Below are 14,492 nucleotides of genomic sequence, written 5' to 3'. Positions count from 1 at the left end.
GCAATGCGGGCCGTTGTCGTGGAGCGACCATGCAGTTCAAGGATTACTACAGTGTGCTCGGCGTGGAGCCCGGCGCGGGCGACGCGGAGATCAAGTCCGCGTACCGGCGCCTGGCGCGCAAGTACCATCCGGACGTGAGCAAGGAAGCCGGCGCCGAAGACCGGTTCAAGGCCGTCAACGAGGCCTACGAGGCGCTGCGCGACCCCGCCCGGCGCAAGGCCTACGACCAGCTGCGCGCCGGCGGCTACCGCCCCGGCGACGAGGTGCCCCCGGCCGGCTTCGGTGGCGGTGGCGGCCAAGGCGGGTTCGATTTCGACGAGGTGTTCGCCGGCGGCGGCGCGGGCGGCGGTTTCAGCGACTTCTTCGAGAGCCTGTTCCGCCGCGGCGCCGGCGGTCCCGGGCCCGGACCCGGCATGCGCGGCGGGCCGCGTGGCGCCGCCATGGGCGCCGGCGACACGCGCGCGCGCCTGGCGGTCTCGCTGGAGAACGTGCACCGCGGCGAGAGCGTGCGCATCGCGATCGACGGCCGTTCGTTCGACGTGCGCGTGCCGCGCGGCATCCGCCCCGGCCAGGTGATCCGGCTGGCCGGGCAGGGCAGCCACGGCGGCGACCTCCTGCTGGAAATCGAGTACGCCGCGCACCCGAAGTTCGAGGTCGACGGCCGCAACATCCTCTACAGCCTGCCGGTCGCGCCCTGGGAGGCCGCGCTGGGCGCCACGGTGAGCGTGCCGACGCTCGGTGGCCAGGTGGAGTTGAAGATCCCCGCCGGGTCCGAGGCCGGGCGCAAGCTGCGCCTGCGCGGACGCGGCCTGCCGGGCACCGGCGGCGCGGCGTCGGGAGACCAGCTGGTCGAACTGGAGATCCAGGCCCCCACGCCGCACGACCTGCGCCAGCGCGAGGCCTACGAGAAGATCCGGGAAGCGTTCGCCGAGGACTGGCGCCGCGAGTGAGCCCGCGTTCGCGCCGGCCCGTGCGGCCGGCGTCAGCCGGCCTGCGGGGCCGGTGCGGGGGCGCCGCCGTGGCCGATCGTGGAGACGATGGCTTCGGTGAGTTCGGCTTCGCTGAAAGGCTTGGTGAGATAGCCCTGCGCGCCCTGGCGGATGCCCCAGATGCGGTCGGTCTCCTGGTCCTTGGTGGTCACCAGGATCACCGGGATGTGGCCGGTGGCGGCGTCGCGCTTGATCGTGCGCGTGGCCTGGAAGCCGTTGAGGTTGGGCATCACCACGTCCATCAGGATCAGGTCGGGCAGGTGCTCCTTGGCGGCGCGTACGCCGGCCGCGCCGTCCTCGGCGGTGACCGCTTCGTGCCCCAGCTTCTCGACGATGCGGCGGATGCCCATCAGCTGCGAGGGTGAATCATCGACGATGAGGATGCGCGCCATTCGGGTTCCCCTTGCGGACCGGATCGATTGTCGCCGCCCGGCCGCGCCTTGCCAACCGCCTGTGTCAGGCGACTGTGACCAGGGTCCGGCCGACCGAACCGCCCGCCAGCATGCCCTCGAAGACCTCGGGCAGCTGCGCGAGCGTGGTTTCACGGGTGCAGATGCGGTCGAGGTGGCGCGGCTTCCAGTCGCTGGCCAGGCGCCGCCAGACTTCGTCGCGGATCCCGCGCGCTGTCCCGGCCGAAGCCACGCCCAGCAGCGAGACGCCGCGGATGATGAAGGGCATGACGGTCGTGGACAGGTCCGCGCTGGCCGCCAGCCCGGCGCTGGCGACGTTGCCGTAGGGCCGCGTCTGCGCCAGCAGGCTGGCGAGCATCGACCCGCCGACGTTGTCCAGACCGCCGCCGAAGCGCACCGATTCCAGCGGCCGTTGCGTGGCCAGCGCGTCGCGGTCGAACACCTCGCTGGCGCCGATCGACTTCAGGTATTCGGCTTGCGCGGGCTTGCCGCTGATCGCGTGCACCGTGTAGCCGGCACGGCTGAAGATGTCGACCGCGAGCGAGCCGACGCCGCCGGTCGCGCCGGTGACCGCGAGCGGCCCGAGCGCGGGCGACTGCCGGTTCTCCTCCATGCGCAGCAGGGCGAGCGCGGCGGTGAAGCCCGCGGTGCCCAGGATCATGCTCTCGCGCAGCGACAGTCCCATCGGCAGCGGCACCGCCCACTTCGCCTCCACCCGCGCGTACTGCGCGTAGCCGCCGTCGCGGGTCTCGCTCAGCCCGCTGCCGGTGACCAGCACCTCGTCGCCCTCGCGGAATTTCGGATCCGCCGACGACACCACGTGGCCGGCGACGTCGATGCCGCCCACCAGGGGGAACTCGCGCAGGATCCGGCCCTTGCCGGTGCCGGCCAGCGCATCCTTGAAGTTCACCGACGAATACGCGGTGCGGAGCACGATCTCGCCCGGGGAGAGGTCGTCGAGCGCGAGCTGCTCGAGCCCGCTGCGGTGGCCTTCGGCGTCGCGGTGGATGCGGAAGGCGGAGAAGCTGCCGGGGGTGTCCATCTGTCGCTCCATGAATGCCGGTGACTGCGGACGCCGGTCCGACGGCATTGTCACACAGCGCCCGCGACCGCGCCCGACACGAAAGGAGCGCCCCTGCGGAGCATGGCCGCCGGTGCGTTGGACGCGTCGCCACGCGCCGTGGAACTACCGCAGGTCCTTGCGGTGCTTCTCGTCCAACCACTTCGACGCATTCGCCGGCGCATACGCCCGCATCCACGACAGCATCGCCTCGAGATCGTCGCCATGCCACAGGTCCGCGCGCTGCGCCGGGTGCAGGAAGCGCTGGTCGACCATGCGGTCGATCATCGCGATCAGCGGTTCGAAGAATCCGTCCACGTCGAGGAAGGCGCAGGGCTTGTCGCCGATGCCGAGCTGGCGCCAGGTGAGCATCTCGAACATCTCGTCGAGCGTACCGAAGCCGCCGGGCAGGGCGACGAAGCCGTCGGCGAGGTCGAACATGCGCATCTTGCGCTCGTGCATCGAACCGACGACCTCGAGACGGCTCACGCCCCGGTGCGCGACTTCCCAGTTCACCAGCTGCTCGGGAATCACGCCGACCACCTCGCCGCCGCCGGCGAGCACCGCGTCGGCCACCACGCCCATCAGCCCGACATTGCCGCCGCCGTACACCAGGCTCATGCCGTCGCGGGCGAGGCGTTCGCCCAGCGCCCGCGCGCGTTCGGCGTAGACCGGCCTCGCGCCGGCGTTGGAACCGCAGTACACGCAGATCGAGCGCATGGTCATGATCCCCTGGAAGTGGTCGCGGCTGGCGCGGCATCGGGCCGTTCGCAGTCCACCTCCTCGACCACGCCGCCGCTGGAGCGGATCGATGTGGTGAGGCGACGTCCGTCGGCGCCGATCGCGTGCCAGAAGTCGATGGCGTAGCTGCCGGCCGGCGGATCGCCGCCGGGGCCGGCGGCGGTGTGTCCGGAGAGCGTGCTGTCGGGCGGGCGTCGCATGATCGCCAGCGCCTCGCGGATGTTCATGCCGGGGGTGATGGCACCGCAGCCGGCGGCCGGCGCAGGCGGGTCGGCAGGGTCGGGCATCGCCATCGCTCCGCTCGCCAGCAGGCCCAGGCCGCCCAGCAGCGCGACGCGTGCGCATCGCGCCGGCGCAGCGTGGCGCCCGCCGGGCATCAGTTCGCCTTGTGGATCGCGCGCTTGTCGACCGCCATGGCGGCGTCGTGGATCGCTTCGGACAGGGTCGGGTGCGCGTGGCAGATGCGGGCGAGGTCGTCGGCCGAGCCCTTGAACTCCATCGTCAGCACGCCTTCGTGCACCAGCTCCGACACGCCGACGCCGACCAGGTGCATGCCCAGTACGCGGTCGGTCTCGGCGTGCGCGATCACCTTGACGAAGCCGGCCGGCTCGCCCATCGCCACCGCGCGGCCGATCGCCGCGAACGGGAAGCTGCCGGTCCTGTACGGCACGCCCTCGTCCTTGAGCTGCTGTTCGGTCCTGCCGACCCAGGCGATCTCCGGCTCGGTGTAGATCACCCACGGGATGGTGTCGAAGTTGACATGGCCGGGCAGGCCGGCGATCAGCTCGGCGACCGCGATGCCTTCCTCGAACCCCTTGTGCGCCAGCATCGGCCCGCGTACGCAGTCGCCGACCGCCCAGACGCCGTCGACGCCGGTGTGGCAGTGCTCGTCGACCTCGATCTGGCCGCGTTCGGTGAGCTTCACGCCCGAGCCGTCGGCCAGCAGGCCCTTGCTCGCGGCCTTGCGGCCGACCGCGACCAGCAGCTTGTCGACGGTGATCGTCTGCTCGCCGTCCTTGTCGGCGAAGGTGACGGCGACTTCCTTCTTCTTGCCCTTGCCGCCGACCTCGGCCTTGGAGACCTTGGCGCCGAGCCGGATGTCGAGGCCCTGCTTCCTGAATTCCTTCAGCGCGGATTTCGCCACTTCCGAATCGGCGGCGGCCAGGAACTCCGGCAGCGCCTCGAGGATCGTGACCTCCGCGCCCAGGCGCTTCCACACGCTGCCGAGCTCCAGGCCGATCACGCCGGCGCCGATCACGGCCATGCGCCCGGGCACCTCGGTGAAGTCGAGCGCGCCGACGTTGTCGACGATGGTCTCGCCATCGAACTTCGCGAACGGCAGCTCGATCGAATCCGAACCCGCGGCGATGATCACGTTGGTGCCGGTCAGCTCGACCTCGCTGCCGTCGTGCTGCTTCACCTTGACCAGGCGGTCGGCGTGGAGGGTGGCGAAACCGTAGAACGGCGTGACCTTGTTCGCCTTGAACAGCATCGCGATGCCGCCGGTGAACTGCTTCACGATCTTGTCCTTGCGACCGACCATCGCGCCGACGTCGATCTTCGCGTCCTTGAAGCTGATGCCGTGGTCGCCGAACAGGTGGCCCATGTTCCAGAACTGGCGCGACGAATCGAGCAGTGCCTTGGACGGGATGCAGCCCACGCGCAGGCAGGTGCCGCCGAGCGCCGGCTTGCCGTCCTTGCCCAGCGCGGCATCGATGCAGGCGACCTTCATGCCCAGCTGCGCGGCGCGGATGGCGGCGTGGTAGCCGGCCGGGCCGGCACCGATGACGACGACGTCGAACTGTTCTGCCATGTCAGTGTCCTTTGCCTTTCGCCTTCTCCCGTCGGGAGAAGGTGCCCGGAGGGCGGATGAGGGTGCGGCGGGGTGGGGGTGCCGGATGGAACGGCGGCGGTCCTCCCCTCGCCCCGGCCCCGCTCCCGACGGAAGAGGGGCCTGAGCCGATTACAGCCCGAGCACCATCCGGCCCGGGTTTTCCAGCTGGTTCTTGATGTCGACCAGGAACAGCACCGCGTCCTTGCCGTCGATGATGCGGTGGTCGTAGCTGAGCGCGATGTACATCATCGGCGCGGCGATGACCTTGCCATCCTCGACGATCGCGCGCTCCTTGATCGCGTGCATGCCCAGGATCGCCGACTGCGGCGGGTTGACGATCGGCGTCGACATCAGCGAGCCGAACGTGCCGCCGTTGGTGATGGTGAACGTGCCGCCCTGCAGGTCCTCGAGCTTGAGCCCGCCCTCGCGCGCAGCCTTGGCGTAATCGCCGATGCCCTTCTCGACCTCCGCGAACGACATGCGCTCGACGTTGCGCAGCACCGGCGTGACCAGGCCCTTGTCGGTGGACACCGCCACCGAGATATCGGCGTAGCCGTGGTAGATGATGTCGTCGCCGTCGACCGAGGCGTTGACCACCGGGTGGCGCTGCAGCGCGTTGGCCGCGGCCTTGGCGAAGAAGCTCATGAAGCCGAGCTTGACGCCGGTATCCTTCTGGAACTGCTCGCCCAGCTCCTTGCGCAGCGCCATCACCTTGCCGAGGTTGACCTCGTTGAACGAGGTGAGCATGGCGATGGAGTTCTTCGACTGCATCAGGCGCTCGGCGATGCGCTTGCGGATGCGGGTCATCGGCACGCGCTCTTCCGGGCGCGCACCGCCGGACACGCCGGCGGTCCTGCCGCTGGCGTAGTTGACCAGGTCTTCCTTGGTCACCGCGCCGCGGCGGCCGGTGCCTTCGACCTGCGACGGGTCGATGCCTTCCTTCTCGGCGGTGAAGCGCGCGCCGGGGGGCAACTCCCCGGTGCCGCCGGACTTGACCGGCGCGGGCTTGGTCGACGCCGGGGCGGCCGCCCCGGCCTTGGCGGCGCCGGATTTCGGCTGCACTTCCTCGTTGCCTGCGGCGGGCGCGTCTTCCTTGGCGTCCTTGGCGGGCGCGGCCTCGGCGGCGGCGCCTTCCTCGATGAGCGCCAGCAGCTGCTGGCTGGTCACCGTGTCGCCTTCCTTGAACTTGATCTCCTTGAGCACGCCGTCGACCGGGGACGGGACCTCGAGCACGACCTTGTCGGTCTCCAGGTCCACGAGGTTCTCGTCGCGCTTGACCGCGTCTCCCGCCTTCTTGTGCCAGCCGGCGATGGTGGCGTCGGAGACCGACTCGGGGAGGACCGGGACTTTGACTTCGGTGGCCATGGGATGGCGTCCTTGATGCGTTGGATTCGGGGAGGGACGATGCTACTCGGCGACGATCTGGTCGCCGGGCGAGTTGACCAGCGCGTCGGCCACCAGCTTCAGCTGTTCCTCGACGTGGTCGGCGAAGTGGCCGACCGCGGGCGAGGGCGAACGGCTGCGGCCGGCGTAGCTCAGCGCCTGGCCCTTGGCCATGCAGGCCTGCAGGTGGTGCTTGATCTGGTACCAGGCGCCCTGGTTCTGCGGCTCTTCCTGGCACCAGACGACGTCGGTGGCCTTGGCGTACTTCTTCAGTTCCTCGGCCAGCAGCTCGCGCGGGAACGGGTAGAGCTGCTCGATGCGCAGGATCGCGACATCGTCCTGGCCGCGCTTCTGCGCGTCCTCGACAAGGTCGTAGTACACCTTGCCCGAGCAAAGGACCACGCGCCGGACCTTCTTGCGGTCGGCGCTGGCGTCGGGGATCAGGTGCTGGAATTCTCCGTTGGCCAGCTCGTCGAGCGTGGAGACCGCCAGCTTGTGGCGCAGCAGCGACTTCGGGCTCATCACCACCAGCGGCTTGCGCGTGGCCATCTTCAGCTGCCGGCGCAGCATGTGGAAGCACTGCGCGGGCGTGGTGGGCACGCACACCAGCATGTTCTCCAGCGCGCACAGCTGCAGGAAGCGCTCCAGGCGCGCCGAGCTGTGCTCCGGCCCCTGGCCCTCGTAGCCGTGCGGCAGCAGCAGGGTCAGGCCCGAGATGCGGCCCCACTTGGCCTCGCCGGAGGCGATGAACTGGTCGATCACCACCTGGGCGCCGTTGGCGAAGTCGCCGAACTGGCCTTCCCAGATGTCGAGCGTGTTCGGGTCGGTGGTCGAGAAGCCGTACTCGAACGCCATCACCGCTTCCTCGCTCAGCAGCGAGTCGATGATCGTGCACTGCTCCGGGCTGTCGACCAGCTGGCGCAGCGGCAGGTAGTAGCTGTCGGTCTTCTGGTCGTGCAGGATCGCGTGGCGGTGGAAGAAGGTGCCGCGACCGGCGTCCTGGCCCACCAGGCGCAGGCCATGGCCTTCCGCGAGCAGGGTGGCGTAGGCCAGGTTCTCGGCGAAGCCCCAGTCGCCCGGCAGCTCGCCGGCGCTCATCCTGCGGCGGTCCTCGTAGATCTTCGCCACCCGCGCGTGCAGGTGCACGCCCTCGGGGATGGTGTTGATCGCCTTCGCCAGTTCGGCGAGCGTGGACGGCTTGACCCGCGTGTCGACCGCGTCGTACAGGTTGCCGGTCAGGTACTTCGACCAGTCGATGGTCAGTTCGTAGTCTTCGGGCTTGGAGCCGGCCAGTTCGGTGGTGACCTCGCCGGCGTCGAGCTTGTCGCGGTAGCTGTCGACCAGGGCCTTGATCCCGGCCGCGTCCAGCACGCCGTCCTGTTCCAGGCGCCGGGCATAGAGTTCGCGGGTGGTCGGGTGCTTGCGGATGGTCTGGTACATCAGCGGCTGGGTCGCCGCCGGCTCGTCGGCCTCGTTGTGGCCGTGGCGGCGGTAGCAGACCAGGTCGATGACCACGTCCTTGCGGAACTGCTGGCGGAATTCGTAGGCCATCTTCGCCACGAACACCACCGCGTCGGGATCGTCGGCGTTGACGTGGAACACCGGCGCGCCGACCATCTTCGCCACGTCGGTGCAGTACAGCGTCGAGCGCGCGTCTTCCTTGTTGCTGGTGGTGAAGCCGACCTGGTTGTTGATCACCACGTGCAGCGTACCGCCGACCGCGAATCCGCGCGCCTGCGACATCTGGAACAGTTCCATCACCACGCCCTGGCCGGCGAATGCGGCGTCGCCGTGGATCAGGATCGGCAGCACCTGGCGGCGTTCCTCGTCGCCCCGCCGTTCCTGGCGCGAGCGCACCGAACCGGCGACCACGGGATCGACGATCTCCAGGTGCGAGGGATTGAACGCCAGCGCGATGTGCACCGGCGCGCCTGGGGTGGCGAGGTCGGCGGAGAAGCCCATGTGGTACTTCACGTCGCCGGCGTGCGCGCGCTCGTCGTGCTCGAACTTGCCTTCGAACTCGTCGAACAGCTTGCGCGGATTCTTCCCCAGCGTGTTCACCAGCACGTTGAGGCGGCCGCGGTGGGCCATGCCGACCACGATGTCCTTGACCTTGTCGAGGCCCGACTGGCGGATCACGCCATCAAGCAGCGGGATCAGCGAGTCGCCACCCTCGAGCGAGAAGCGCTTCTGGCCGACGTACTTGGTGTGCAGGTAGCGTTCGAGCCCTTCCGCGGCCGTCAGCCGCTCGAGCACGCGGCGGCGGGTCTCGGCGCTCAGGTTGTAGTCGCCGGCCGCGGTCTCCAGGCGTTGGTACAGCCACTGCCGCTGCTCGACCTCCGGGATGTGCATGAACTCGGCGCCGATCGGGCCGGTGTAGGTCGCCTTGAGCCGCGACAGCAGGTCGCGCAGCTTCATCCGCGGCTGCCCGGCCACGCCACCGGTGCTGAATTCGCCGTCGAGGTCGGCTTCGGACAGGTTGTGGAACGGCAGCCCGAGGTCGGGCGGGTTCATCGGCGGGGTCAGCGCCAGCGGGTCCAGCTTCGCGCCGAGGTGACCGCGCGAGCGGTAGGCGGTGATCAGCCGGCCCACGTTGCGCTCGCGCTCGTCGCTGCCGCCCGTGCCGCCGGCGACCACGCCACGCGCGGCCTCGCGCCCGGCCTGCGCGACCGCCGCCATCACCGTCGAATGCGGGACGTCCCCGGCCTCGCGCCCCTGGAAGCCGTCGAACCACGCTTTCCACTTCGGCCCGACGCTGTCGGGAGAGACGAGGTACTGCTCGTAGAGGTCCTCGATGTAGGCGGCATTGGCGCCGAGCTGGGAGGACTGCGCAAACTGCTTCAGGAGACTGTCCACGTCGGGCGTTTGGGACTCAGGTGGGGAGGCAAGCCGCTGATCCGGAACGGATTTCTGGCGTCCGGCGGGATGCGTGCGGGAAGGCCGGCATTATAGCCGCTGCGCATGTGGCGATGCATCATGCTTTGGTCCGGGGCGCGGCGCGCGTTGGGGCGGTGGACAGGACGCGCGCAGCGTTCACAGGCCCAGGGCGCGCAGTTCGCTGCACGGCCGCGCGCGTTCCCAGACCGCGTCGAACGTGTCCGCGAGCTGGCGCGCGCGGGCGCGCGCGTCCAGGCCGGCCTCGCCGTCGAAGCGGTGCCCCAGCGCGCGGAAGTAGTAGCCGCCGGCGTCGTTGGCGATGAACGCGGACGGATAGGTGCGGTCGACCGGATCGCCCACCTCGCGGAAGGCGAACACGCTGGGCAGCCGCTGGCCGAGCGAGATCAGCGGTGCATGCGCGCGCTGCGCGGCGGCCGCGTCCTGCAGCAGGATCCGCGCCTCGCCGGCCACCCCCGCGGTCCCGAACCGGCGCAGGGCCTCGACCACGCGCGGATGGTCGTACAGCCCGGGATCCAGCTCGCGGCTGTAGATCCACAGCCGGCGGCGCGCTGCGGCGACGATCGCGGCGGTGGTGGCGACGGCCGCGTCGCGGTCGTCCACCGCCAGCGGGCGTTCCAGGTGCCGCTCCATCGCCAGGTGCTCGATGCCGGCTTCCATGAAACGCTCGCCGACCGGCACGAAGCCGTGGCGCCGGTAGAAGTCGATCGCGCCGGCCTGCGCATGCAGGCTCACCCGGTCGCGTCCGTCCTCGCGCGCGAGCCGCAGCAGGGCCTGCAGCAGCGCGCTGCCGACCCCACGCCCGCGCCAGGCGCGCAGCACCGCCATGCGGCCGATTCGGCCGTCCGGCGCCAGCCGCGCGGTGCCGATGGGCAGCCCGGCCGCATCGCGCGCCAGGACGTGGCGGCAGCGCGGGTCGAGCGCATCGAGCTCCAGCTCCGCGGGGACCTGCTGTTCCAGCACGAACACCGCCTCGCGGACCGCGCGCAGCGCCTCCAGCGAACCGGCGTAGTCGACCGCAACGATCTGGATGGGCCCGTCGGCGGTCATCCAGCATCCTCCGCGGGCAGCCAGCGGTAGTGGCCGGCGGCGAGGAGCGCGTGCACCACATCGCGGCCCGGGGGCGAAAGCGCGTCGTACGCCGCGCCGTCGATGCACTCGGCGGCGGCCAGCCGGCGCGCATCGGGCACCGGCAGCGGATGATCCTCGCCCGACACGTACAGCCGTCCGCCGTCCGCGGCCCGTCGCCAGGCCATGCGCGAGAAGGGATGCCGCCGAAGCACCGCACCCTGGTGCTGCAGCGACCACTCCAGCTCGATCCGCGCCGGCGGCCCGGCATCGTCGGCGGCCACCTCGGCATTGCGGTAGGCGGTGATGAAGCGGCCGAACCAGTCGCCCAGGCGGTCGGGATCATCGAAGCGCAGCGCGTTCAGCGCGTCCACCACGCGGCGCATGGCGTCGGCATCGATCTCGTTGGGATCCTTCGGCGGCGCGAGGTCCGGGTCGGCATAGCGCAGGGCTTCATCGGCGTCCGCAGCCAGGGTGTCGATGTAGTCGCCCATCAGCTCGGCGGCGGATGGCGCGCGCATGCCGATCGAGAAGGTCAGGCAGGGATCTTCGGCCACGCCGTGGTGCGGCACGCCGGGCGGCAGGTAGAGCATGTCGCCCGGGCCGAGCACCCAGTCGTGCGTGGGCGCGAACCGGCGCAGCAGGCGCAGCTCGACGTCGTCGCGGAAGTCCAGCGGCGGCGACGGGCCGGCGTCGATCTGCCAGCGCCGGTGTCCCTGCGCCTGGAGCAGGAACACGTCGTACTGGTCCACGTGCGCGCCGACCGAGCCGCCGGTGGCGGCGAAGCTGACCATGATGTCGTCGATCCGCCAGCGCGGCAGGAAGCCGAAGCGCGCCAGCAGCGCGGCGACGTCGGCGTCCCACTTGTCCACGTCCTGGACCAGCAGGGTCCAGTCGCGCTCGCCCAGCGTGGGGAATAGTGCTTCGGGGAACGGCCCGTGGCGCAGTTCCCAGGCATCGCGGGCGCGGTCGTGGCGGATCAGGCGCGAGAGCGCAAACTCCTCGCAGGCCAGCCCGGCCAGGTCCTCCGGCTCGATCGGCGAGACGAAGCGGGGGAACGCGCCGCGCACCAGCAGCGGGCGCTTCTGCCAGTAGTCGCGCAGGAAGCGCGCCGGCGGCATGCCCAGCGGCTGGCCGGGTCGCCCCTGCAGCTCGATGGCGGGCGCGCGGCTCATGGCGCCGCCGGCCCCGCGGCTTCCTCCGCCAGGCGCCGCTCCAGCCGTTCACCCGCCGCGCGCGCGTAGGCCTCGCAGGCCCCGGGCCCGGCGAGGGGCCGGTCGGCGGTCGGCCCGATCCGCTGCCACAGGCCGCTGGCCGATGGATGCGGCGTGACCAGGACGTCGCAGTCGAGGCCGGCGATCCGCGCGATCGAGTCGCGGAACGCGGCCAGATACCCGGGGTGCGCCGCGTTGTCGCTGTAGCGGAACACGTCGTCGGAGATCGCGGTCAGGCTGTCGGCATAGACCATCTGGCGGCAGTCGTCGCCGTCGCAGGTGCGCCAGGTCCAGCTGGTGCCGCCGGGGGTGTGACCGGGCGTGGGCACGGCGCGCAGCTCCACATCGCCGACGCGCAGCACGCCGTCCTCCGGCACCAGGCGCACGTCGGCGACCGGCGGGAACGACTCGAGCGCCCCGAACTGGGGATCGCTGCGGTCGCTGCGACCGCGCCCGAGCGTCGCCACCGCCGGCGCCAGGGCGAACACCGGCGCGCCGGTGGCGTCCTGCAGCGCCGCCAGGCCGCCGGCATGATCGAAGTGCTCGTGCGAGAGCACGATCGCCTTGATCCCGGTCGGCTCGACGCCGAGCTTGCGCAGGCTGTCCAGGATCAGCGGGCCCGCCTCAGGCGTGCCGCCGTCGACCAGCACGTGGCCGCCGTCGGACTTCACCAGCAGCGCGCTCAGGCCGCAGGTGCCCACGTACCAGGTGTTGCCGAACACGTGCAGTGGCTCGGCCGGCGCGTTCCATTCCGAATCGTCGCGGCACGGCGCCGGCGCGGGCGCCGGGGCGGCCTGCGCATCCGCCGTCGCCGCAGCGGGCGCGGGAACGGCCGCCTCGTCGCGGGCGCAGGACGCCAGCAGCAGCGCGGCAGCCAGCGCGCCGGGCAGCAGGACGCAACGGATCGCCGCCGTCATGTCGCGATCTCGTCGTAGCCGCGGCCGAGGAACTGCAGCAGGCACCAGCCGTGGCCGAACGGATCGGCGATGCGCACGATCCGCCCCCAGGCCGCCTCGCGCACCTCGCCCTCGCGGGTGGCGCCGGCGGCCAGCGCGCGCTCCAGCGCCGCGTCCAGGTCGTCGACCACCACGTCCAGGTGCAGCGGGGTCCAGTGGCGCTCGTAGTCGCGCGCCCGGCCGGCGGCGCCCTCGCTGCCCGCGGGCTGCTGCAGCAGGTACAGCGGCGCTTGCGCGCCGAGCAGTTCCAGGCCGCCGTCGCCCAAGCTGCGCGCCGGCGTGAGCCCGAACGCGGCGGTGTAGAACGCTTCCGCGCGGGCGAGGTCGGGCACGTCGATATTGAGCAGCAGCTGCACTCAGGACTCCCTGGCCAGCGTCGCCGCCAGGCCGGTGTAGTCGCCCGGCGCCATCGCCAGCAGCCGGCGCTTCTCGTCGGCGGGCAGTTCCAGCGATTCGATGAACCGGCGCATCGACTGCTCGGTGATGCCCTGGCCACGGGTGAGCGCCTTGAGCTGTTCGTAGGGGTTGGGCAGGCCGTGGCGGCGCATCACGGTCTGTACCGCTTCGGCCAGCACCTCCCACGCCGCGTCGAGGTCGGCGGCGAGGCGGTCGGCGTTGGGGCTGAGCTTGCCCAGGCCGCGCAGCAGGGCGTCGAAGCCGATCAGCCCGTGGCCGAACGCGGTGCCGAGCGCGCGCAGCACGGTCGAGTCGGTGAGGTCGCGCTGCCAGCGGCTGACCGGCAGCTTGGCCGCGAAGTGTTCCAGCAGCGCGTTGGAGATGCCGAAGTTGCCTTCCGCGTTCTCGAAGTCGATCGGGTTGACCTTGTGCGGCATGGTCGAGCTGCCGACCTCGCCGGCCACCACCGCCTGGCGGAAGTAGCCCAGCGAGATGTAGCCCCAGATGTCGCGGCACAGGTCGATCGCGATCGTGCCGATGCGCTTGTGCGCGTCGCACAGCTCGGCGATGTAGTCGTGCGGCTCGATCTGGGTGGTGTAGGCGTTGAACTCGATCCCGAGCGATTCGACGAACCGGCGCGCGAACGCCGGCCAGTCCACGTTCGGGTAGCTCGCCACATGCGCGTTGTAGTTGCCGACCGCGCCGTTGATCTTGCCGCAGATCGACACCGCGGCCAGCTGCTCGCCCTGGCGCTGCAGGCGCGCCACCACGTTCGCGATCTCCTTGCCGACCGTGGTCGGCGAGGCGCTCTGGCCGTGGGTGCGCGAGAGCATCGCCAGCCCGGCGTGGGCGTGGGCGAGCTGGCGCAGCGCGGCCAGCAGCGCGTCGAGCCGCGGCAGCAGCACTTCCTGGCGCGCCTGGCCCAGCATCAGCGCGTAGGCGAGGTTGTTGATGTCCTCGCTGGTGCAGGCGAAATGCACGAACTCCAGCGCCTGCGACAGCCCCGCCTCGTCCTTCAGGCGCTCCTTGATGAAGTATTCGACCGCCTTGACGTCGTGGTTGGTGGTGCGCTCGATCTGCTTGATGCGCGCCGCGTCGGCGACCGAAAACCCCTTCCACAGCGCCTGCAGCGCGTCGACCTGGCCGGCATCGAACGCCGGCAGCTCGACGATGCCCGGCTCGGCCGCCAGCGCCAGCAGCCACTCGATCTCCACCTGCACGCGCGCATGGATCAGGCCGTACTCGGAGAAGATCGGCCGCAGCGCGTCGAGCTTGCCGGCATAGCGGCCGTCGAGCGGCGACAGGGCGAGCAGGGTGGCGTCCTGCGTGGGGTCGTGCGGGGCGTGGTCGGTCATGCGGCGGTGGCGGGCGCGGGCGGGGAGCCTATTCTAGTGGCTGCGCGCCGTGGGCGCCGGTGCGCGGCGTCCGCACGCGCGTCGCGGTTTCCCCGCGCACCGGCGCCCGCCGACACACGTCGCATGCGGCGGCTCCCGTATCCTCCAGGCATCGCCGGCGATGCTGCCGGCCACGCATCCGGGAGACCCGA

Annotated in this window: 13 protein-coding genes; 1 reads left to right on the top strand and 12 read right to left on the bottom strand. The window is 71.1% G+C overall.

All coding sequences use genetic code 11. The annotated features are described in order from the left end of the window. The first annotated feature begins 29 nt into the window (after window positions 1-29). Window positions 30-950, top strand: coding sequence for a DnaJ C-terminal domain-containing protein (locus QFW80_RS05290; RefSeq protein ID WP_280600336.1), 921 nt, complete (start codon window positions 30-32; stop codon window positions 948-950). A 32-nt stretch (window positions 951-982) separates the two neighbouring features. Here QFW80_RS05290 and pilH read toward each other — a convergent pair whose 3' ends face one another. From pilH to purB, 12 genes are all read right to left on the bottom strand, one after another. Continuing rightward, window positions 983-1,381 carry a twitching motility response regulator PilH gene (pilH, locus tag QFW80_RS05285; RefSeq protein WP_280600335.1) on the bottom strand — a complete coding sequence of 133 codons (399 nt, stop codon included), beginning with the start codon at window positions 1,379-1,381 and terminating at the stop codon, window positions 983-985. 64 nt (window positions 1,382-1,445) lie between these two features. Beyond that, window positions 1,446-2,441 carry a YhdH/YhfP family quinone oxidoreductase gene (locus tag QFW80_RS05280; RefSeq protein WP_280600334.1) on the bottom strand — a complete coding sequence of 332 codons (996 nt, stop codon included), beginning with the start codon at window positions 2,439-2,441 and terminating at the stop codon, window positions 1,446-1,448. A 144-nt stretch (window positions 2,442-2,585) separates the two neighbouring features. After that, window positions 2,586-3,179 carry an LOG family protein gene (locus tag QFW80_RS05275; RefSeq protein WP_280600333.1) on the bottom strand — a complete coding sequence of 198 codons (594 nt, stop codon included), beginning with the start codon at window positions 3,177-3,179 and terminating at the stop codon, window positions 2,586-2,588. 2 nt (window positions 3,180-3,181) lie between these two features. Then, window positions 3,182-3,487: a hypothetical protein gene (locus QFW80_RS05270; RefSeq protein WP_280600332.1), complete on the bottom strand. Its 306-nt coding sequence runs from the start codon at window positions 3,485-3,487 to the stop codon at window positions 3,182-3,184. 89 nt (window positions 3,488-3,576) lie between these two features. Next, a complete protein-coding gene (gene lpdA, locus QFW80_RS05265; protein ID WP_280600331.1) occupies window positions 3,577-5,013 on the bottom strand; it encodes a dihydrolipoyl dehydrogenase in 1,437 nt (478 codons plus the stop codon). 150 nt (window positions 5,014-5,163) lie between these two features. Further along, the gene (gene sucB, locus QFW80_RS05260; RefSeq protein WP_280600330.1) at window positions 5,164-6,399 is read right to left on the bottom strand and encodes a dihydrolipoyllysine-residue succinyltransferase; all 1,236 of its coding nucleotides are present in this window, start codon (window positions 6,397-6,399) and stop codon (window positions 5,164-5,166) included. A gap of 42 nt (window positions 6,400-6,441) precedes the next feature. Then, window positions 6,442-9,273: a 2-oxoglutarate dehydrogenase E1 component gene (locus QFW80_RS05255; protein ID WP_280600329.1), complete on the bottom strand. Its 2,832-nt coding sequence runs from the start codon at window positions 9,271-9,273 to the stop codon at window positions 6,442-6,444. 177 nt (window positions 9,274-9,450) lie between these two features. Further along, window positions 9,451-10,362 carry a GNAT family N-acetyltransferase gene (locus QFW80_RS05250; RefSeq protein WP_280600328.1) on the bottom strand — a complete coding sequence of 304 codons (912 nt, stop codon included), beginning with the start codon at window positions 10,360-10,362 and terminating at the stop codon, window positions 9,451-9,453. Then, complete coding sequence (locus QFW80_RS05245; RefSeq protein WP_280600327.1) at window positions 10,359-11,555, bottom strand: ribosomal protein uL16 3-hydroxylase; 1,197 nt, start codon at window positions 11,553-11,555, stop codon at window positions 10,359-10,361. Before QFW80_RS05245 ends, QFW80_RS05250 begins: the two co-directional genes overlap by 4 nt. After that, window positions 11,552-12,511, bottom strand: coding sequence for a subclass B3 metallo-beta-lactamase (gene bla / locus QFW80_RS05240; protein ID WP_280600326.1), 960 nt, complete (start codon window positions 12,509-12,511; stop codon window positions 11,552-11,554). Before bla ends, QFW80_RS05245 begins: the two co-directional genes overlap by 4 nt. Next, entirely contained in the window at window positions 12,508-12,906 is a 399-nt protein-coding gene (locus QFW80_RS05235) for a VOC family protein (protein WP_280600325.1), read from the bottom strand. The genes bla and QFW80_RS05235 overlap by 4 nt, the downstream gene beginning before the upstream one ends. After that, entirely contained in the window at window positions 12,907-14,301 is a 1,395-nt protein-coding gene (purB, locus tag QFW80_RS05230) for an adenylosuccinate lyase (RefSeq protein WP_280600324.1), read from the bottom strand. It abuts the gene before it with no gap. Window positions 14,302-14,492: the final 191 nt, after the last annotated feature.

This window comes from Luteimonas rhizosphaericola (assembly GCF_029888045.1).
Lineage (GTDB): Bacteria > Pseudomonadota > Gammaproteobacteria > Xanthomonadales > Xanthomonadaceae > Luteimonas > Luteimonas rhizosphaericola.
The sequence above is the reverse complement of the archived record's forward strand: the minus strand, read 5'-3'. Positions and strand labels throughout refer to the sequence as shown.

Bases quoted from the DNA above. Each gene is read 5' to 3' on its own strand.
- QFW80_RS05290 (WP_280600336.1), top strand. From the start codon at position 30: ATGCAGTTCAAGGATTACTACAGTGTGCTCGGCGTGGAGCCCGGCGCG.
- pilH (WP_280600335.1), bottom strand. From the start codon at position 1,381: ATGGCGCGCATCCTCATCGTCGATGATTCACCCTCGCAGCTGATGGGC.
- QFW80_RS05280 (WP_280600334.1), bottom strand. From the start codon at position 2,441: ATGGACACCCCCGGCAGCTTCTCCGCCTTCCGCATCCACCGCGACGCC.
- QFW80_RS05275 (WP_280600333.1), bottom strand. From the start codon at position 3,179: ATGCGCTCGATCTGCGTGTACTGCGGTTCCAACGCCGGCGCGAGGCCG.
- QFW80_RS05270 (WP_280600332.1), bottom strand. From the start codon at position 3,487: ATGCCCGACCCTGCCGACCCGCCTGCGCCGGCCGCCGGCTGCGGTGCC.
- lpdA (WP_280600331.1), bottom strand. From the start codon at position 5,013: ATGGCAGAACAGTTCGACGTCGTCGTCATCGGTGCCGGCCCGGCCGGC.
- sucB (WP_280600330.1), bottom strand. From the start codon at position 6,399: ATGGCCACCGAAGTCAAAGTCCCGGTCCTCCCCGAGTCGGTCTCCGAC.
- QFW80_RS05250 (WP_280600328.1), bottom strand. From the start codon at position 10,362: ATGACCGCCGACGGGCCCATCCAGATCGTTGCGGTCGACTACGCCGGT.
- QFW80_RS05245 (WP_280600327.1), bottom strand. From the start codon at position 11,555: ATGAGCCGCGCGCCCGCCATCGAGCTGCAGGGGCGACCCGGCCAGCCG.
- bla (WP_280600326.1), bottom strand. From the start codon at position 12,511: ATGACGGCGGCGATCCGTTGCGTCCTGCTGCCCGGCGCGCTGGCTGCC.
- purB (WP_280600324.1), bottom strand. From the start codon at position 14,301: ATGACCGACCACGCCCCGCACGACCCCACGCAGGACGCCACCCTGCTC.